This window comes from Novosphingobium album (ex Liu et al. 2023) (assembly GCF_029076845.1).
In the GTDB taxonomy this organism is placed as follows: domain Bacteria; phylum Pseudomonadota; class Alphaproteobacteria; order Sphingomonadales; family Sphingomonadaceae; genus Novosphingobium.
Genome location: NZ_JARESE010000085.1, coordinates 1 through 19,086, shown reverse-complemented (window position 1 = coordinate 19,086; position 19,086 = coordinate 1). Strand labels below are relative to the sequence as shown.

The following is a 19,086-nucleotide window of genomic DNA, read 5'->3' as shown; positions in this document are numbered from 1 at the left end:
GGCCCGGACGCCTTACAGCGTCCGGGCGATGATCTCGCGCATGATCTCCGAGCTGCCCGCATAGATGCGCATGACCCGCGCATCCACCCAGGCGCGGCCGACGACATATTCGCTCATGTAGCCATAGCCGCCATGGAGCTGGAGGAACTCGTCGATCAGCCGTCCTTGCATCTCGGCGCCCATCAGCTTGACCATGGCCGCCAGTTCCGGTGTCAGCTCGCCGCGCAAGTGCCGGGCCAGGCAATCGTCGACGAAGACGCGCAGCATCGTGCCTTGCGCCTTGGCGTCGGCCAGCTTGAAGCGCGTGTTCTGGAAATCGAACACACTCTGGCCGAACGCCTTGCGCTCCCGCGTGTAGGCGATCGTGCGTTCGAGCATCGCCTCGATCGAGGCGGCGGCGCGGATGCCGACGACGAGCCGCTCCTGCGCCAGCTCGCTCATCAGATAGGTGTAGCCCTTGTTCTCCTCGCCCAGCAGATGGCTGGCGGGCACGCGCACGTCGTCGAAGAACAGCTCGGCGGTATCCTGCGCATGGAGGCCGATCTTGTCGAGGTTGCGCCCCTTGGTGAAGCCGGGCGTGCCTTCTTCCACCAGGATCAGCGAGACGCCCTTGCGCCCGGCATCGGGATCGGTCTTGACCGCCACCACCACCAGGCCGCTGTTCTGGCCATTGGTGATGAAGGTCTTGCTGCCGTTGATCACATAGCCATCGCCGTCGCGCCGCGCGGTGGCGCGCAGGGCCTTGAGGTCGCTGCCGATGCCCGGCTCGGTCAGCGCCAGCGCGCCGATCCGCTCGCCGGCGGCGAGCAGCGGCAGCCAGTGGCGCTTCGCCTCCTCGCTGCCATAGCGCAGGACATAGGGTGCCATGATGTCGGAGTGCAGCGTGAAGCCCACGCCGGTGGCGTTCACCCGCGCCAGTTCCTCGATGATCACGGCGGAGAAGCCGAAATCGCCGCCGCCGCCGCCGTATTCCTCGGGGATCAGCGGGCAGAGCAGGCCCAGCGCGCCCGCCTTGCGCCACAACTCGCGCGGGACGATGCCGTCCTTTTCCCACTGGTCGTGATGGGGGACGATCTCGGCCTCGACGAAGCGGCGGACCTGATCGCGGAACAGCTCGTGCTCCTCGGAAAGAACCGTGCGCGCCATCGCCGTCAGCCGATCCGTTCGATCACGGTGGCCGTGCCCAGCCCGCCCGCGCAGCAGATCGACTGCAGGCCGAAGCGCGCGTCGCGCCGCTCCAACTCGTGCAGCAGCGTCGTCATGATCCGCGCGCCGGTTGCGCCGAGCGGATGGCCCAGCGCGATCGCCCCGCCATTGACGTTGAGCTTGGCATGATCGACCCCGATCTCCCGCATCCAGACGAGCGGCACCGAGGCGAACGCCTCGTTGACCTCGAACAGGTCGATATCGTCGCGCTCCAGCCCGGCCTTGGCAAGCACGCGGCGCGTCGCCTCGATCGGGCCCAGCAGCATCAGCGTCGGGTCCGCGCCCACCGTCGTCACCGCGCGGATGCGGGCGCGGGGCCTGAGGCCGCGCGCCAGCGCATCCTGCTCGCGCATCAGCAGCAGCGCCGCCGCGCCATCGCAGATCTGCGAGCTGTTGCCGGCGGTGACGCGGCCCTGCTCGCGAAAGCTGGGCTTGAGCGTGGCCAGCTTCTCGCGGCTGGTGTCGCGGCGAATGGTCTCGTCGGCGTCCAGCACGCCGTCCGCGCCATGCGCGTCGTGCTGGCGCCAGGCGGCGATGTCCACCGGCACGATCTCGCGCTCGAACCAGCCCGCGTCGGCCGCCACGGCGGCGCGGCGGTGGCTCTCGATCGCGTAGTCGTCGAAATCGTCGCGCGTGAGGCCCCACTTGTCGGCGATCAGTTCGGCCGCCTCGCCTTGCGAGACTTGCGGAAAGCGATCGAGCAGCGCCCAGCCAAAGGCCTCGCCATAGATCTCGCGGTTGCCGCCCATGCGCACGCGCGACATGTTCTCGGCACCGCCCACCGCGACGACATCGAACGCGCCGGCCGCCACTTCGCCAACGCCGGTGTGCAGCGCCGCCTCGGACGAGCCGCACTTGCGGTCCACCGTCATCCCCGGAATGCTCTCGGGCCAGCCGGCCGAGAGCAGCGCGGTGCGCGCGACATTGGCGCATTGCTCACCCACCTGGGTGACGCAGCCGAACACGACGTCCTCCACTTGCGCGGGATCGATCCCCGCGCGCTCGACCACGGCGTTGAGCACGATCGCGCCAAGGTGGTCGGCGCGCACGTCGGCCAGGCTGCCGCGCACGCGGCCGATCGGCGTGCGCGCGGCTTCAACGATGACAATGTCGGTCACAGATAGCTTCCCTTCAGCCCGGAGCCGGCGATCTTGCGCCCCTCCTCGTCATAGCGATAGACGCCCGCGCCGGCCTTGCGCCCGATGCGGCCGGCCTTGACCATCTTGAGGATCAGCGGACAGGGCCGGAACTTGTCACCCAGCACGCCGTGCAGGTATTGCAGCACTTTCAGGCGGGTATCCCAGCCGGTCAGGTCGCCCAGCTCCAGCGGGCCCATCGGGTGGTTGAAGCCCAGCCGCAGCGCGGTGTCGATATCCTCGGCGCTGGCCACGCCTTCGGACAGCATCCACATGGCCTCGTTGCCGAGCATCGCCGACATGCGGCTGGTGGTGAGGCCGGGCGAATCGTTGACCGCGATCACCGCCTTGCCCACCGCCTCGCCATAGGCGCGCGCGCGGGCCAGCGTCTCGGGCGAGGTGGCCAGGCCGACGACCAGTTCCAGCAGCTTCATCTTGTGGACCGGATTGAAGAAATGCATCCCCACCACGCGCGCGGGATCGGCGCAGGCGCCCGCGATCTCGGTGACGCTGAGCGCCGAGGTGTTCGTGCCGATGATCGCATGGGCCGGCAGCGCCGGATCGACCTCGCGCAGGATGTCGAGCTTGACCGGCAGCAGCTCGGTCGCCGTCTCGATCAGCAGGTCGGCGCCTTCGGCCGAGGCGGCCAGCGCGGTGGAGGTGGAAAGCGCTGCGCGCGTCGCCTCGCCGGCTTCCAGCGTCACCTTGCCCAGCTTGATGCCGCCGGCGATGATCTCGTCGATCTTGCCCTTCGCCTTCTCGAGCGCGGCGGCATCGATATCCACCAGCGTCACGCGATGACCGGCCGAGGCGAAGGCATGGGCAATGCCATGCCCCATCAGCCCCGCGCCGACCACAACCACCTTGTTGCCCACTTCCGTCATTCCTTCGATCCTGTCAGGTAAGAGCGCCGATCAGCGCCCGGTGAAACTCGCCGCGCGCTTCTCGCGGAAGGCGGCGGCCGCCTCGACGCGGTCCTCGCCGGTCAGCAACAGCCCGAACAGCGCGCGTTCGAGCCGATAGCCCGCAGCGCCCGTGCCCGAGGCGAGCGCCGCTTCCTTGACGAAGGCGAGCGCGTTGGGCGATCCGGCGGCCAGCGCCTGGCACAGCCGCATCGCCTCGTCGAACAGGCTGGCCCCATCGGGCGCGAGCCGCGTCACCAGGCCGATGCGCAGCGCTTCGGCCGCGTCGATCCGGTCGCCGGTCAGCAGCAGGTCGAGCGCGCGGCCCAGCCCCAGAACCTGCACCAGCCGCTGCGTGCCGCCGCCGCCGGGGATCAGCCCCAGCCGGACCTCGGGCAAGGCGAAGCGCGCATCGGGCGCGGCCACGCGGATATCGCAGGCCAGCGCCAGTTCCAGCCCGCCGCCCATGCAGGCGCCGTGCAGCGCCGCGATCACCGGCTTGCGCACGGCCGCCACCGCCTCGATCCACGGCCCCAGGCTGAGCCGGCGGTGCGCCTCCAGCGCGGTTTCGCCGCCCCGCTCCTCCTTGACGTCGGCCCCGGCGCAGAAACCGCGCGCGCCTTCGCCGCGCAGCAGGATCACGCGCGTCTCAGGATCGCGGTCCTGCTCGGCCAGGATCGCCGGAAGGCCATGGCGGATGGCATCGTTGACCGCGTTGATCTGGTCCGGGCGATCGAGCGTGACGCAGCAGACGGCACCGATCTTCTCGCAGCGGACAGCAGCCTCGCCCGTGCTCATTTTATTCTCCTGTCAGAAAGATATACTGCCACTAGATCACGGAGCCGCCGGGATGCAATACGATTCTGAATATCGTATGATATTCCGATTATCGAATGGATGGCGCTCACCCCGGTCATGCCGCGTCTCCGCGGTCTGGCGCTCCGACGATGGCGATGAAGGTGCGGCGGCCGACCAGCGCCAGCGTGCCGCCCAGCACCGCCACGAAGATCAGCGTGGTCAGCAGTCCGCCGCCCAGGCTGTCCTGCCCGGTGAACACATGATCGGACAGCAGGCCGACGATCACCGGGCCGATGCCGATCGAGATGCTGGTGTAGCAAGCCACGAACAGCGCCATGACGATGCCGCGATTCTCGGGCGGAGACAGCAATTGCGTGCCCATCCAGCCCGGCGCGTTGGCGAAGGCCATGACGAATTGCAGCGTGGCATAGCCGGCGATGGCCAGGCGCACGTCGCCGGCCAGGCAGAACAGCAGCGCCGGCGGAATGCCCAGCCACAGCACCGCCCCCACCAGCAGCGGCGGCCCGCCGCGCACGCCCATCAGCGTCAGCCGGTCGAGCAGCCAGCCGCCCAGCAGGTTGCCGGTGGGGCCCGTCACCACCGCCACGGTGCCCAGCACCAGCCCGGCCTGCGCGGCGCTCAAGCCGTGCTCGCGCACGAACAGGCTCAGCGCCCAGGCCGAAAGCGCCCAGATCACCGTCGCGACCATGGTGAACGAGGAAAAGTGGAAGAAATAGGCCCGCGCGCGGGGCTTCATCGCCCGCAGCGTATCGATGATCCGCAACTGCGGCGCCTGATCGCCGCGCCGGGGCTCCTTGAGCAGAAGCAGCAGCACCACCAGCGGCAGCCCCGGCAGCCCCGCCAGCAGGAACACGCCGCGCCAGGGCGAAAGGTGCTCGCCCAGCAGGGTGATCCCGCCCATGGCCGCGAAAGCGGTCAGCAGCGGGCCGCCGATCAGCAGCGCCGCCGCCCGCCCCTGCCCGCCGCCGGTCGCGAAGATCGCGGTCGCGCGCGCGATCAGGTGGCCCGGCATGATCGCCATCAGCAGCGACATGCCCGCCGGCACCAGGCAGGCCTCGCCAATGCCCACCAGCATCCGCAGCAGGAAGAAGCTTTCGAACGAGGTCGAAAAAGCGGTGACGACCGTGGCGAAAGTCCACAGCGAAAGGCCGGCCGCGATCAGGTTCTTGCGGTTCACCCGATCGGCAAGCTGGCCCAGCGGCAGGCTGATCACGCTGTAGAGCAGGGCAAAGCCGCTGCCGTAAAGCAGCCCGAGCTGGGTGTCGCTCAATTGCAGCTCGGCCTTCACGTCCACCAGCACCACACCCAGCAGATGGCGATCGACCAGCGACATCAGGTGCGTGAACGACAGCAGCAGCGTGACATACCAGGGATAGAGCCCGGCCCAGGACCAGCCTTGGCGCCGGCCGCCCGCCGCATGGGGCACGGGGCTATGAATCACGGTCATCTCTCCTCAAGGCCTTTCGTTTTTCGCCATTCTCGAAGCGGCGGCTCCACAGCACCTGGACTGGATCATTTCATTCTATTGACAGAACGTCAATCTGTAATACGAATGATTTCGCAAGCCGGCACATTCGCCCGGCACCCCGCGAAGAGGACGAAAATGGCCAGGATCACTTACATCGAATTCAACGGCACCGCGCACCAGGTGGAGGTCGAGCCGGGCACCTCGGTGATGCGCGGCGCGGTCGACAACGGCATTCCGGGGATCGACGGCGATTGCGGCGGCGGCTGCGCCTGCGCGACGTGCCACGTCTATGTCGATGCAGGCTGGATGCAATTGCTTGGCCAGCGCGCCGAGATCGAGGAAGACCTGCTGGGCTTCGCGCAGGACGTGCGGCCCCAATCGCGGCTTTCCTGCCAGATCGAGGTGACGCCCGAGCTTGACGGCCTGGTCGTGACCATGCCCGAAACGCAGTCCTAGCCGCCGCATGGGCCGGGCCTCAATTCGCGTTGAAGCCCGGCGCCTTGTCGAAGATGATCAGGATCCTGGCATCCTCCAGCACTTCGTAGCCATAGAGCACGCCGGCCTCGACATAGCTGAGCGTGCCCGCGCCATAGACGCTGGGCTGCTTGCCCTTCTCGCGCCATTCGATCGTGCCTTCGATGACGAATTCGGTGCGATTGGCCGAATGGCGATGGAAGGGCACGACATCGCCCTTCTTCTGCACCTTGTAGAACACCCAGGGCCCCTCGCCCTCGCCGTCGAGCCGGCCGAGGAACTTGGTGATCGTGTTGGGCTGGCTCAGCACGCGCGGCGCATTGGCGACGCCGGGTATGTGCCGCTTTCCGTCAGGCCCATCCTGGTTGAGATTGGGCCGGTCCTGTTCGTTGACCAGAAATGTTTCGGACATCTCGCTCTCCTTGCTGCAAATCGCCCCGGTCAGGGACCGGCCACGTCGAGGTAATGGGCGCCGCCATCGCCGGCCCGTTCTTGCGCGGTGGGCGCGCGCAGGGCGGCCCATCCTCCGGGTGGAGCGGGCGGCAGCGAGCGCAGGAAATCGGCTTCCTCCATCGGCGGCGTGCGGCCCTGGCGCGTCACGCCGATGCGTTCGCTGTGCTCGGCGCGGAAATTGACGAAGGCCAGCGAGGGCGAGCCCGCCGCGAAGGAATAGACGGTGTTCGCATCGATCGCGAGCGCCGTGCCGGCCGGATGGCTGCGCGTGCCCACGCGCATCTCGCCATCCAGCACCAGGATGATCTCGTCCGTGGTGTGCAAGTGCGGCACGCCCTTGTGCCCTTCGGGAAAATCGGTGCGGTGGAACCACGCGTCGGACGCCGGATCGCGGGAATCGTGGAAGATGCGGTAAAGCATCCCCGTGCGCTGGTCCCAGCCCTGGGGCGAACCGTCGGGTACGAAGCCGGCCGTGCCGCCCGGCCCGGCGGGGCGGACCGGATGATCCTGGCGCCGGTGGAAATGGGCAATCGTCGCGCCGCCCACCGCGCGCAGCAGCGCCTTGGCCCCATGCGCGACCAGCGCGCTGCCGCCCCGCGCGATCCAGGCGGCGTCGTTTTGCGCGGCACTGTCGAGCGCGCCGTCCAGCACGAAGAACAGGTGATCCACCGGCGCATCGGCCAGCGCGATCGAGGCCCCATCGGGCATACGATGCACCCACAGGGCCAAGGGGCGGTCCGGCCCGCCGATCACCGCTTCGCTGCGCAGCGCGCCTTGCGCGCGGATGCCGGCCAGGGCCGGGAATTCCCCCGGCGGGGTCGCGCCGATCCGCGCCGTCACAACCTTGCCCATCTTCAGCCTCGCCGGGTCCGGCCGGCAGGCACCCGCGCCCGCCGGCCGTGCCATCAGAAGTTGACGTCCACGATCACGCCATAGGTGCGCGGCGGCGCCAGCAGCGTCACGTCACCGCTCAACCCGGCGTCACGCAGCACCAGCGCGTATTTCTGATCGCCGATGTTCTTGGCGAAAGCGCTGATCTTGAAGCTCTCGCTGGAAGGCCCGAAGCCGATCTGGGCGTTGAACACCTGATAGGACGGCTGCTTCAGCCGGTTGCCGAAATCGCCATAGAAGCCCGACGAGAAGAAGGCGTTGCCCGAAAGGTAGATCTTTCCCGGCCCGATATCGCGCTCATACTGCGCGGCGATGCTGGCGGTGAAATCGGGGATGCGGATCAGGCGGTTGCCGCTCGCGTCCCCCGGCGCCTGGGTATTGCCGTTGCCAGCGGGCTTGGGCGCGGTGATCAGCGCGTTGGGGAAATCGGTGTAGCGATCGTGCGTATAGGCCATGCCGATCTGCGCGGTCAGGCCGGGCGCCGGCCGCAGGCGCAATTCGCCCTCGACACCATAGATGCGCGCCGATGCGGCGTTCAGCACTTGCGTCGCGCTGATCCCGGCGGTGGTGATCGACGCGGCGACCTGGCTGTCCTTGTAATTGCTGTAATAGGCCGAAAGGTCGAGCGAGGCGAAGGACGAGAGCCGCAGCTTCGTGCCCACTTCATAGGAATCGATCTTTTCCTGATCGAACGGCACCACTTCGCCCAGGCTGTTGGTCGAATTGGAATTGTTGGTGTTGTAACCGCCCGACTTGAAGCCCTTGTTGTAGGACGCATAGATGTTCACGTCCGGGTTGGGGCTGTAGCGCAGCGCGATGCGCGGCGTCAGCGCCTGCCACTTCTTGCGGCCGGCGACCGGCGCCTTGTTCGGCGCGCCGAAGGTGCCGCGAAGCTGCTTGCGTTCATAGCTGTAACGCGCGCCGACCACGCCTTCGAGCTGCGGCGTTATCGCATAAGTCAGCTCGCCGAACGCGGAATAGGCCGTGCTCTTGACCTTGTTGCGCACATTGACCGAGCCATTGGCGATCACCGGATTGTTGCGCGAATCCTCGGACGCGGCCATCGCGCCGACGATCCACGACAGCGGCCCGTCCGATTGGGAGGACAGGTTGAATTCCTGGCTCATCGATTCTTCGGAAGCATAGCGGATGTTGCGATTGGTCGGCAGCGGGCTGTAGTCGGTGTCCGAATCCGCGACCGAGGTGATCTTGCGATAGCTGCTGAGGCTGACCAGATCGACGCCGCCCAGATCGAAATCGCCCCGGATGAAAGCGCCGCCCTGCTTGTTGTGATACGTCGGGTCGAACGTCAGCGAGGTTTCGTAAGGCTTGGTCGCGATCGTATAGCCGGGCACGCCCACGGCCACGCTGTTGCCCTTGTAGGGCTGCGGCAGCCAGCCGATCGGATTGTTGAAATAGCTGTAGTCGGCGCCGATCTGGATCTCGGCATTGTCGCCGGGCTTGATCAGCACTTTGCCGCGCACCGCGAAAGTGCGGTTCTTGCCGGCCTTGTCGTTGCCGGTGGTGATGTTGGTGTAGTAACCGTCATCGGCCTTGTACATCGCCGAGACGTTGAAGGCGATGTCATCGGTGATCGGCCCGGTGAGATAGCCCTTGGCCAGCCGGGTATCGAGATTGCCATAGCTGACGGTGGCATTGCCGCCCCAGTCGAACGAGGGCTTCTTGGTCGTCACCAGGATCGCGCCACCCGTGGCGTTGCGCCCATAGAGCGTGCCTTGCGGCCCCTTCAGCGTCTCGATCCGTTCTATCCCGAGAAAGTCGAAGTTATAGGCGTCCTGCGCGGTGATGTAGATGCCATCGATATAGAGCGCGACGTTGGCGGGATTGCCCACGCCCACCACTTGCGTGGTCACGCCGCGGATCGCCGGCTGCGAATAGCTGCCCAGCGAGACCACCTGCACCGCCGGCACGAGCTGGCCGAATTCGAGCGAGTTGGTGATATTGGCCGATGCCAGCGAATCCGCCGAGGTGACGTTGATCGTCGCGGGCACGTCGCCCAGCTGCTCGGACCGGCGCTGCGCGGTGACGACGATGTCGCCCCCTCCGCCGGCCGCCGGGGCATCGGCGGAAACCGCCTGCGGCGCCGCTGCCGGCTGATCGGCGGCCGCGTCGTTCGTCTCGGCGCGTGCCTGCGCGGCCAGCGTCGCCACGGCGATCGCCATCATGGACGCAAGCCCGGTTCTCATCTTCATCACAGTCCTCTCCCCTTTTATCGTTCTAAGGACAGCCGCGACCCGAATGCGGCCACTTCATGGTACCTGCCCTTTGATCCCAAACTTCCAGATATCTTATTGGCGGTTTCGCGGTTGGACCGGGCGCTCGACCAGCCGTTGAAATTGATGAGCACCCATTCAACAGTGCCGGCGTAGCATGACGAATCTATTCCGTATAGAGTTTTCTGTTCCTAAATCAGAATTTCCTGAGCGGGTGGACGAACCGCCGATTTGCGCTGCCCGCGCAAACTGGTCTAGGCTGGCGAAGTGAACGCATCCGATGGCCACACCCCCGCTAATGCCGCAACCGCCAGTGTCACCGCCGGCCGGCGGCGGCTTTCGCCCGAGCAGCGGCGGCACCTGATCCTGGAAGCGGCGGCGGACTTCTTCGCCGAATTCGGCTTCGACGCGCAGATGACCGACCTGGCGCAGCGCATCGGCATCTCGCACAGCCTGATCTTCCGCTATTTCCCCACCAAGCTGACACTGATCGAGGCGGTCTACGATCATGTGCACTTGCAGCTATGGGCGCGCGTCTGGGGGGATTCGCTGGAGGATCGCGGGCGCCCGCTGGCCCGGCGGATCGAGGATTTCCTGCTTGCCTATCTGGAAGCGGTGGACAATCCGCGCTGGGTGCGCATCGGCCTCTACGCGGGCCTGGGCCACATTACTATCGAGAACAAGCGCCTGCTCACCGGCCACGTCGCCGCCGCCATGGACCGCATCATCGGCGCGGTGGAAGAAGAATACGGCCACTCCATCGCCACCACGCCCTCGCTCCGGCAGGAACTGGGCTGGCACCTCTATTCGTCACTGATCTTCTGGCTGATGCGCAAATACGTGCTCGACCGGCCGCACGAGGAAGACAAGCAGGCCTTCGTCGCGCTGATCGTGCGCAACTTCCTGAACGGGCTGCAACCGGGCGAAACCCCGGACCCTACGTCCTGACAGCATAGCGGCGGTGACGCAGGCGCCATCACGGCCCTGCAGCCCGCCGGCATAGGCGGGCTCTCTTCCTGTCCCGCAGACACCCGCGCCGCCGCCTCCCCAATGGAGGCGGCGGCGCCTGGTATTCGCGATCTGGAATGAATGGCGCGCCCGGAACGATTCGAACGTCCGACCCTCAGATTCGTAGTCCATTATCCTATATTCCGCATTTTTCCATAAATATCTATTTTTCAATGATTTGCAGCGTTCGACGGTCCGCATTGTTCCCTATTCGTTCGATAGTATTTGCCTCCATTTGTTACCTAAGGTAACAGATGGCATACGCTCCGAGCGAGGAATCTACAGATGGCAGGCAAACTGACCGATGCGAAACTTCAGGCGCTGAAAGCCCCTGAAAAAGGGCAGGTCGAACACAGCGATAGCGACGTTCCTGGCCTCCGCGTGCGAGTAGGCGCGTCCGGCGCTAAAACCTTCATCCTCCGCAAGCGTGTGGGGGAGAAGATCCACAACATCACCGTGGGTCGCTACGGCCCCCGGTTTGGACTGGCGGATGCTCGGAAAAAGGCACGGTCGATTATCAGTGACCTGGAGGCAGGAAAGGCAGCGCCAGCTCCGGCGCGCGTCTCGAGCGCGAAGACGGGCACAATTCGCTCGATGATGCCCGCTTATCTGCGCAGCAAAGAGAAGCTACGGTCTGCGCACGATCTCAAAAGCGTCGTCAATAAGTACATATTGCCGGGCCTAGGCGATCGCTTCGCTGATAGCGTCACCCGAGGTGAGATCAGCAAGTTCATCGCTGAGATTGCCGAAACTCGTCCGACACGCGCGCGAAACGTCCTTGCTCAATTGTCGGCTTTCTACAGCTGGGCCCTGCCGCAACTCGACAACCTCCCCTCCAACCCGTGCCGCGACGCAGGCCGTCCTCCGAAACCCGCTGCCCGCGATCGGGTGCTGACTGATCCCGAACTGGCGGGCCTGTGGCGGGTTGCTGAGGGGGAGGCATTGCCCTGGGGCCCGGCACTGAAACTCTTGATGCTGACCGGCACGCGGCGAAGCGAAGTTTTCGAAGCCGATTGGTCCGAATTCGACCTCAAGGCCAAGGAGTGGACGATACCGGCCGAGAGGGCAAAGAATGGGCTTCCACACATCGTGCCCCTGTCTGCGGACGCCATTTCCTTGCTCAAGACCATCCCTGCAAGCGACGACAGTCCGAAACTGTTTCCCGCCATGGGAAATCCGGAGAATGGCGCAAGCGGACACAGCCGCGCCCTGAAGAGATTTCGGAAGTCGCTCAACGAGGGCTTGCGGCGTGAACTCGCCGAGCGATGGACCCTTCACGATATTCGCCGCACCGTGGCGACCGGGCTGCAGCGCTTGGGCGTGCGATTCGAAGTGACCGAGGCCGTTCTCAATCACATCAGCGGCGCCAAGGGCGGGATCGCTGGCGTATATCAGCGACACGATTGGAAAGCCGAAAAGCGCAGTGCGCTGGACGCCTGGGCGAAGCACCTCGCCGGCCTCGTCCGCAAGAATGATAACGGTTCAGCGAAGAAAGCCAAAGCTTCGCAGGCAAAGGTCCGATCGCGGACGACGTCAAAGCGTCTCGACCGCCAGGATGCGCTTCAAGGCGCCTGAACGACCTCGTCGATCCAGGCGTCGATTTCGGCTTCGACCCAGACCGCGCATTTAGGCCCGAGCGACCGCGAGCGCGGAAAGGTGCCATCGCTCATGCGCTGATAGATCGCCGATCGCTTGAGGCCGACCCGTGCCATGACCTCCGGAAGACGCAACAATCGGGCGGGAGAAGACGATGGTCGCGACGAGCTGATGTCATTCAAATTGAGCGTCGGCACGGATGATTCCTTTTGCAGAGACTTGGTCCCCTCCAAGTTTTGCTGCGATTATCGGCCGAGTGTCGCGGCGAAGTCGCGATCGGTGAACTCATCGATGTGCTTGGACAGCATGCGAGCTACGAGTTGAGACGTGCCGTTTGCCCAACGCGGGCGCAAATCGGCAACGCGGCGCCCCAGCGTCCGGTCGAGGTGCATCGGGAGTACGGCGAGGAACTCCTCGAGAAACTGCCCCATTTCGTTGCGCATCCACTGGCAAGCGAGGTCTTCCTGACCCGCCATTGTGAGAAGCAGCGTCGCTTTGGGATAGGCCCCGCATGTCGTAAGAATCTGCGTAGCCTCGTCGACTGCTATCGGCCTTTCACCGCGCATCACCCGTTGCAGCGTCTCGCGGTGCATGCCTGCCTCGCGCGCCACTTGATGGCGAGGCTTACCCGAACCCTCGACGGCAAAGGTAAGTGCCCGAGCAACGCCCGGATTGGTGCATTCAACATCGCGCACAAGCGCCTCCTGTCTGATCAACTTGGTTGAGTCGCAGAGATATGCGTGAGGAACGCCTGTAGGAAAGCGAAAAGAACATTAGCGGAACATCTCGTTTGTGAGTGGCCCTAAACGAGACGAACGAAAGACGGAGATCTCCGACTGATTCGCCTGATTCTCGCGACGGTTGTGCCGCTCTAACCCGCACTAATCCGCGATATTTTCCGACCGCGAATAGTTAGTTCCGTCCGTAAGCGTCCTTCTTTTCACCTGCCGCCGGTTCCTCATTTCCTACGACCATTTCCTAGACGCATTGAGATCGGGCAGCGGCGAAACGGCGCTGCGATCCTCAGACTCGGAGCCTCTCAATGCAGTCCCTTCTCCTCCCCCGCCGTTCCCGCGCCGATCGCCTCGCCAAGGCCGCTGGCATCGCCATCCCCGTCGCTGTCGCCGCGCTCATGGCGAGCGCCGCCTACGCCGGCGCCGATGCGACCTTCACCCCGGCCCTCACGAAGTTCACCGACTTCTTGGAAGGCTCGGGCGGCAAGATCATCACCGTCCTCAGCCTCGCCGGCGGCCTCATCGGTCTCGCGTCGGGCCGCTTCTCGCTCGGCCAGGTAGCCGTTCCGGTCGGCGTCGGCATCGGTGTCGGTACGGGTGTCCCGATCGTCACCTCGGTCGTGACAGCGATCATCTGACGAACGGGCACGGGAAGGCGCGTCGCCATGACGGACCCTTACATCATCCCTCGCCGGCTCGACGATCCGGAGTTGATCGGCTTCTGGACCATCGACGAGTTCGCCGGGATGATCGTCCCCTTCGCTTGGGGAATTCTCAGCCAGCATATCCTTATCGGCATTGCGTTGTCATTTGGCGCCTGGTTCGCGCTGCGAAAGGCAAAAGCAGGGCGCGCCAGCTCTTGGGTCGCTCACGCCGCATACTGGTATCTGCCGGCCGGGTTTCTGGGTCTCAAGGCGACGCCGCCTTCCCATTGCCGACTTTTGGCCGGTTGAGGGGAGCCTCCCATGTTTTCCGACATATCTCACGCCCGGCAGCAATCACTGCTGCGCCAGCGCAACGCCTTTGCGATCACGAGCGCGTGCCTTGGCGTCGCCCTGGTCGTCGCCACGACGCTGGCCGCCACGCGCGACAGCGAGGTCGTGCTGCTGCCGACGCTCACGAAGCGCATGACGGTCAGCACAGCCGGCATCCAGGCGGACTACCTCGAGCTCGTCACCCGCGACACCGCGCTCATGCTGCTTAACCGCAGTCCCGAGGCGCTCGACTACTGGATGGAGGAAGTTCTCCGTCTCGCCGACCCCGCCCACTTCGGCCAGCTCAAGGCCGAGCTCGTGCGGATCGTGGAGGAGCAGCGCGGCTCCGACGTGACCCAGGCCTTCGTGATCAAGTCGATGACGGTCGATCCCAAGGCGCTGACGTCCGAAGTATCGGGAACGCTCAAGACGTTCGTCGGCGCGCAAGTGATCGCCAGCGACGAGCGCCGGTTCCGCTTCTCCTGGACCTATCGCGGCCTGCGGCTCGCTCTGTCGGGCTTCGCGCAGCTGCCGCCCGCAGACAAGAACAAGGAGGCCAAGTGATGGCTGATCAAATGAACCTGCGATGGCGCGCGGCGATGTTGCTGAGCGTCTCGATGCTCGCCAGCGTCGCGACGCCGGCGCTCGCCGACCAGTTCAAGCAGGCCGCGGACGGATCGGCGATCGAGTGCGATGTCTCGTCGCGCGAACTGACGCGCTTCGCCCTCGTGAACGACCAGTTCGCGAGCGTCTCGAAGATTTCGAGCGGCACGCCGTACAACGACTTCGCGGTAACCAATGAGCCGCTGCGCGGAGATATCTACGTCTCGGTCCCGGAGACCTTCGCCGCCCGGTCGATCAGCTTCTTCGCGACCACCAAGAAGGGCTACGTCTACAAGGTCGGCTGCCGGATCGAGAACATCCCGGCCGCGCAGATCTTCATCACCAATCCCGCCATTGCCCATAATGACGCGGCTGCCTGGGAAAGCGAGACGCCGCTCTCGACCACCGCGGTGCGTCTCATCCAGGCGATGGCGAACGACGGCACCGTGGAAGGCTTCGAGGTTCGGCAATCGTCCGCCGTGCCGACGCGCGTCGGCGATCTCGAAGTCCAGCTCATCGCCGAGTATCGCGGCGCAAGCCTCGAAGGGAAGGTCATCCGCGTCGGCAATCGCGGCTCGAAGCGGCGCACCGTCGCGGAGAGCGAGCTTTCGCCCAAGAATGCCTTGGCCGTGGCAATCGCCAATCCCGTTCTCGAGCCCGGCGCCAGCACGACCGTCTTCGTGGTCGGCGCCAATGGGGAGAATCCCAATGACTGAGCAAACCCGCAGCCAAGCCCCGTTGCAGGCGGAACCAGCTGCTGCGTCCGAACTGACCGCGCTCAACTTGCGGACGGCGAGGCGTCAGAAGCTGCTGATGGGAACGGTGGGTGCCGTCCTCTTGTGCGGCGGCGCCTGGTTCATCCTCGGCGGGGATGACAAGCCCAACTCCGGCGATCCGGACGCGGCGCAAACGATCGACACCGCGGGGCTGGTCAACCGAGACCTGTCGCAACGCGAGTTCGTCGCGACCTATGGCAACCGGCTCGACGCGGTCACCCGAGAACAGAAGGCGCTGAAGGACGCCCAGCTTCCCCGATCAGAGGTCGAGGCGCAGCTCGCTGCCCTGAAGACCGAGAACCAGGCGATGCGGGTGGACGGCCAAGCCGCGATCGACGCGATCTCGGCGGAGAACGCGGAGTTGAAGACACGGCTCGCGGCGCAGCCGACGGCCGCGGCTGCCACACCGGCGGCGCCGGCTTACGGTCCGCAGGCTGGCGGCTACGATGCCCGCGGTCGTCTCGGCTCAACCCCGCCACCGCCCGGAGGGACGCCGGCCACTCCTGACGCAATGGCGCCGGGCGAGGTGAAGCTGATGAACTTTGCCGCGGACAAGGCGGCAGCGAACGGTCTGCGATCGGCACGTCCGGAAGCGCCGCCGGTGGTGGTCGAGGATTCGCCCGACTACCTGCCACCGAATTCCTACGCCACGGCGCGCGTCATCGTCGGCGTCGATGCCTCCGCCGGCGTCGCGAGCCAGACCGATCCCCTGCCCGTAGTCCTCCGGATCACCGGTCCCGCGCGGTCGGTTCTGCAGAACGGCAAGGTCCTCACCACCCGGCTTCAGGGATGCGTCGTGAACGGTGCGGCACGCGGCGATCTCTCGTCGGAGAAGGTCTACGTGAAGCTTGCCCGGATGACCTGCGACCAGCCCGGTGGGCGGGTGGCGGTGAGCGAGGTCAAGGGCTTCATCAGCTTTGCCGGCAAGTCCGGGGTGCGGGGCCGCGTCGTCAGCCGTGAAGGCAGCCTGGTCAGCCAGGCCCTGCTCGCCGGCATCGTCGGCGGCTTCGGCCGGGGCTTCTCGGCCAATGCCAACAGCGTCTTCACCGGCGTCACCACAGGCGCTGACGGCAAGCGATCGAAGCTTTCGACCGGCGATATCCTCGGCGGCGGCCTCGGATCGGGCGCCGCCGATGCCGCCGATACGGTCAGCAAGTACCTGATCGAGCGCGCCGAACAATATCAACCTGTCGTCGAGATGCCCACGGGGATCGATGTCGAAATCGTCTTTCTCGACGGCGTCTATGTGAGGAATTCCCGATGATCGAGCCCATGTATCCCCGGCCGCGCCGCTGGCTGCGCCTCGGCGCCGGCATCGCCGCCATCGTCACCGTTTCGGCGGCTACCGGCTGGGCGGTTGCCAGTCTCGCCGCGACCTCGGTCGGCCAGCCCGACGTCGCCAAGGTTCGCGCCGCGCTCAAGCTCCGGCTTCCCAAGACGCCGATCGACGCGATCGACTGCAAGGGCCTGGGCGGCCTGTGCGAAGTCGTGTCGAAAGCGAACCTGTTTTACGTCGACCGCGGCGCCAAGTACCTGGTCATCGGCCGCGTCTACGACATGGAGGCACGACAGGACCTGACGGCGGCTCGGCTGCTCGCGTTGAATCCCGACCTCCTCGCCGCCGGGTCGGCGCGCCGCCAAGGCGACGAAGAAGGCACCCAGCCCCAGCGGAAGGCGCCCGCAGCCAAAGTCTCGCTCGCCGGGCTTCCCGCGAAGGGCGCGGTGACCTGGGGGCCGGTCGATGGCCCCAAGGCGGTTGTCTTCTCCGATTTCAACTGCGGCTACTGCAAGAAGCTCGAAGCCGAACTGAAAGCGATCGGCGCCCGCGTCGAGGAACGCCCGATCTCGATCTTCGGCGCCGATAGTCGGCGGATCGCCGAGCAGGTGATCTGCGCGCCGCACCCCGATGTTGCGCTGCATGCCGCCTACTCGAAGCTCGCTCTCGCCAATCCCAAGCCCTGCGATGTGACCGGCCTCGATGCCAATGAGGCCTTCGCCAAGGCTCACGGCTTTGGCGGCACACCCGTCGTCGTCCGACCCTCGGACGGCGCTGTGCTCGAAGGCTTCCGTCCCGCCGCCACCTTGCGCGAATTCCTCACTGCGCCAGCTGAGCCACAGAACAAAAGGTGAATATCATGCGCACTCCCAAGATGATCCTCGCCTGTTCCGCGCTCGCCGCGATGCTCGGCTGTTGATTGCCACTGAGAAGTGACCCGGGAGAGGCCGTAATTTCCACTGAGAATTGACCCATGTTCTGATCGTTCCCCTGGCTGGCAGTCGGGGGATCATGGAGTGATCGACATGGCGTTATTGAGTGTGATCCGCCGCTGGCATTTCCGGGAAGGCATGCCGATCCGGGAGATCGAACGGCGCACCGGCTTGTCCCGCAACACGATCCGCAAGTACCTGCGCGCCGGCACGGTTGAACCCCGGTTCAAGGTGCCCGAGCGGCCGAGCAAGCTCGACCCGTTTGCCGAGAAGCTGTCCGGATGGCTGCGGGTCGAGGCTGGCCGGTCGCGCAAGCAGCGCCGCACGGTCAAGCAGATGCACGCCGATCTGGTGACGCTCGGCTATGACGGTTCGTACAACCGCGTCGCGGCCTTTGCCCGGGAGTGGAAGGCCGACCGCCAGCGCGATGCCCAGACCAGTGGCCGGGGCACCTTCGTGCCGCTCGTGTTCATGCCGGGCGAGGCCTTCCAGTTCGACTGGAGCGAGGACTGGGCGATCATCGCCGGGGAGAGGACCAAGCTGCAGGTCGCGCACAGCAAGCTGTCGCACAGCCGCGCGTTCATCGTCAGGGCCTACCTGCTCCAGACCCACGAGATGCTGTTCGATGCGCTGACCCAGGCGTTCCGGGTGCTGGGCGGGGTCCCGCGCCGGGGAATCTTCGACAATATGAAGACCGCGGTCGATCGGATCGGCGCGGGCAAGGTGCGCCAGGTCAATGCCCGGTTCTCAGCGCTGGCCAGCCATTACCTGTTCGAGCCGGAGTTCTGTAATCCCGCCGCCGGATGGGAGAAGGGTCAGGTCGAGAAGAACGTCCAGGATGCCCGGCGCCGGCTGTGGCAGCCATTGCCGTGCTTCCCCGATCTGCCGGCGCTCAATGCCTGGCTCGAGCAGCGCTGCATCGAGCAGTGGCACGAGATCCAGCATGGCGTCATGCCCGGCACGATCGCCGATGCCTGGGCGGACGAGGTCGCCAGCCTGATGCCGCTGGGACGCACCTTCGACGGCTTCGTCGAGCATGCCAAGCGGGTCTCGCCGACCTGCCTCGTGCACTTCGAGCGCAATCGGTACAGCGTGCCGGCCTCCTTCGCCAATCGCCCGGTCAGCCTGCGCGTCTATCCGGACCGGATCGTCGTGGCGGCCGAGGGCCGGATCCTGTGCGAGCATGAACGGATCATCGAGCGGTCCCATCATCTGCCCGGACGTACGGTCTATGACTGGCGCCACTACCTGGCGGTGATCCAGCGCAAGCCGGGAGCCCTGCGTAACGGCGCACCCTTCATGGAGATGCCCGATGCCTTCCGGCAGTTGCAGGCGTCTCTGCTCAAGCGGCCCGGGGGCGACCGGGAGATGGTCGAGATCCTCGCCCTGGTCCTCCAGCACGACGAACAGGCTGTCCTCTGCGCCGTCGAGCTTGCGCTTGAAGCCGGCGTGCCGACCAAGACCCACGTGCTCAACATCCTCCACCGGCTGACCGACGGCAAGGCCGGCACGCCACCGAAGATCGATGCTCCCCAGGCCCTGTCAACGGGCACCGAAGCTTCCCCAGATGTGGGCGCTTAAAATTCCCTATGTCGTTGGGGTTG

General features: G+C 65.8%; 20 protein-coding genes. 10 read left to right on the top strand and 10 right to left on the bottom strand.

Going from position 1 to position 19,086, the window contains the following annotated elements:
• Window positions 1–12: 12 nt before the first annotated feature.
• The 5 genes from PYV00_RS22765 to PYV00_RS22745 all read right to left on the bottom strand — a co-directional run bounded on the left by PYV00_RS22765 (window position 13) and on the right by PYV00_RS22745 (window position 5,510).
• Window positions 13–1,146: an acyl-CoA dehydrogenase family protein gene (locus PYV00_RS22765; protein ID WP_275230623.1), complete on the bottom strand. Its 1,134-nt coding sequence runs from the start codon at window positions 1,144–1,146 to the stop codon at window positions 13–15.
• 5 nt (window positions 1,147–1,151) lie between these two features.
• Window positions 1,152–2,324 (bottom strand): thiolase family protein, encoded by a 1,173-nt coding sequence (locus PYV00_RS22760; protein ID WP_275230622.1) that lies wholly within the window; start codon window positions 2,322–2,324, stop codon window positions 1,152–1,154.
• Window positions 2,321–3,226: a 3-hydroxyacyl-CoA dehydrogenase gene (locus tag PYV00_RS22755; protein ID WP_275230621.1), complete on the bottom strand. Its 906-nt coding sequence runs from the start codon at window positions 3,224–3,226 to the stop codon at window positions 2,321–2,323. The genes PYV00_RS22760 and PYV00_RS22755 overlap by 4 nt, the downstream gene beginning before the upstream one ends.
• A 30-nt stretch (window positions 3,227–3,256) precedes the next feature.
• A complete protein-coding gene (locus PYV00_RS22750; RefSeq protein WP_275230620.1) occupies window positions 3,257–4,042 on the bottom strand; it encodes an enoyl-CoA hydratase/isomerase family protein in 786 nt (261 codons plus the stop codon).
• Window positions 4,043–4,157: 115 nt separating this feature from the next.
• Window positions 4,158–5,510 carry an MFS transporter gene (locus tag PYV00_RS22745; RefSeq protein WP_275230619.1) on the bottom strand — a complete coding sequence of 451 codons (1,353 nt, stop codon included), beginning with the start codon at window positions 5,508–5,510 and terminating at the stop codon, window positions 4,158–4,160.
• Between the two features lie 156 nt (window positions 5,511–5,666).
• On the opposite strand from PYV00_RS22745, the gene PYV00_RS22740 reads away from it, so the two are divergent.
• A complete protein-coding gene (locus tag PYV00_RS22740) occupies window positions 5,667–5,987 on the top strand; it encodes a 2Fe-2S iron-sulfur cluster-binding protein (protein ID WP_275230618.1) in 321 nt (106 codons plus the stop codon).
• A 19-nt stretch (window positions 5,988–6,006) separates the two neighbouring features.
• On the opposite strand, the gene PYV00_RS22735 is transcribed toward PYV00_RS22740, so the two are convergent.
• From PYV00_RS22735 to PYV00_RS22725, 3 genes are read right to left on the bottom strand one after another with little or no spacing between them, the layout of a single operon-like run.
• The gene (locus PYV00_RS22735; RefSeq protein ID WP_275230617.1) at window positions 6,007–6,417 is read right to left on the bottom strand and encodes a cupin domain-containing protein; all 411 of its coding nucleotides are present in this window, start codon (window positions 6,415–6,417) and stop codon (window positions 6,007–6,009) included.
• Window positions 6,418–6,446: 29 nt separating this feature from the next.
• Window positions 6,447–7,364 carry a cupin domain-containing protein gene (locus tag PYV00_RS22730; protein WP_275230616.1) on the bottom strand — a complete coding sequence of 306 codons (918 nt, stop codon included), beginning with the start codon at window positions 7,362–7,364 and terminating at the stop codon, window positions 6,447–6,449.
• Window positions 7,364–9,562, bottom strand: coding sequence for a TonB-dependent receptor (locus PYV00_RS22725; protein ID WP_275230615.1), 2,199 nt, complete (start codon window positions 9,560–9,562; stop codon window positions 7,364–7,366). The genes PYV00_RS22730 and PYV00_RS22725 overlap by 1 nt, the downstream gene beginning before the upstream one ends.
• A gap of 288 nt (window positions 9,563–9,850) precedes the next feature.
• Between PYV00_RS22725 and PYV00_RS22720 the strand changes: the two genes are divergently transcribed.
• Window positions 9,851–10,531, top strand: coding sequence for a TetR/AcrR family transcriptional regulator (locus PYV00_RS22720; protein ID WP_275230614.1), 681 nt, complete (start codon window positions 9,851–9,853; stop codon window positions 10,529–10,531).
• A gap of 345 nt (window positions 10,532–10,876) precedes the next feature.
• A complete protein-coding gene (locus PYV00_RS22715; RefSeq protein ID WP_275230613.1) occupies window positions 10,877–12,166 on the top strand; it encodes a tyrosine-type recombinase/integrase in 1,290 nt (429 codons plus the stop codon).
• On the opposite strand, the gene PYV00_RS22710 is transcribed toward PYV00_RS22715, so the two are convergent.
• Together PYV00_RS22710 and PYV00_RS22705 are read right to left on the bottom strand one after the other, a co-directional pair.
• A complete protein-coding gene (locus tag PYV00_RS22710) occupies window positions 12,154–12,384 on the bottom strand; it encodes an AlpA family transcriptional regulator (protein WP_275230612.1) in 231 nt (76 codons plus the stop codon). The two genes, PYV00_RS22715 and PYV00_RS22710, sit on opposite strands and share 13 nt — an antisense overlap.
• Window positions 12,385–12,432: 48 nt before the next feature.
• Window positions 12,433–12,882: a transcriptional regulator gene (locus PYV00_RS22705; protein ID WP_275230611.1), complete on the bottom strand. Its 450-nt coding sequence runs from the start codon at window positions 12,880–12,882 to the stop codon at window positions 12,433–12,435.
• A gap of 347 nt (window positions 12,883–13,229) precedes the next feature.
• On the opposite strand from PYV00_RS22705, the gene PYV00_RS22700 reads away from it, so the two are divergent.
• From PYV00_RS22700 to istA, 7 genes are all read left to right on the top strand, one after another.
• Window positions 13,230–13,559 (top strand): TrbC/VirB2 family protein, encoded by a 330-nt coding sequence (locus PYV00_RS22700; protein WP_275230610.1) that lies wholly within the window; start codon window positions 13,230–13,232, stop codon window positions 13,557–13,559.
• Window positions 13,560–13,586: 27 nt separating this feature from the next.
• Window positions 13,587–13,874, top strand: coding sequence for a type IV conjugative transfer system protein TraL (gene traL, locus PYV00_RS22695; RefSeq protein ID WP_275230609.1), 288 nt, complete (start codon window positions 13,587–13,589; stop codon window positions 13,872–13,874).
• Between the two features lie 12 nt (window positions 13,875–13,886).
• Window positions 13,887–14,459 (top strand): type IV conjugative transfer system protein TraE, encoded by a 573-nt coding sequence (locus PYV00_RS22690; RefSeq protein ID WP_275230608.1) that lies wholly within the window; start codon window positions 13,887–13,889, stop codon window positions 14,457–14,459.
• Between the two features lie 35 nt (window positions 14,460–14,494).
• Complete coding sequence (locus PYV00_RS22685; protein ID WP_428981679.1) at window positions 14,495–15,214, top strand: type-F conjugative transfer system secretin TraK; 720 nt, start codon at window positions 14,495–14,497, stop codon at window positions 15,212–15,214.
• Entirely contained in the window at window positions 15,207–16,538 is a 1,332-nt protein-coding gene (locus tag PYV00_RS22680; RefSeq protein WP_275230607.1) for a TrbI/VirB10 family protein, read from the top strand. Before PYV00_RS22685 ends, PYV00_RS22680 begins: the two co-directional genes overlap by 8 nt.
• The gene (locus PYV00_RS22675; protein ID WP_275230606.1) at window positions 16,535–17,404 is read left to right on the top strand and encodes a DsbC family protein; all 870 of its coding nucleotides are present in this window, start codon (window positions 16,535–16,537) and stop codon (window positions 17,402–17,404) included. The genes PYV00_RS22680 and PYV00_RS22675 overlap by 4 nt, the downstream gene beginning before the upstream one ends.
• 171 nt (window positions 17,405–17,575) lie before the next feature.
• A complete protein-coding gene (gene istA / locus PYV00_RS22670; protein WP_275230668.1) occupies window positions 17,576–19,063 on the top strand; it encodes an IS21 family transposase in 1,488 nt (495 codons plus the stop codon).
• Window positions 19,064–19,086: the final 23 nt, after the last annotated feature.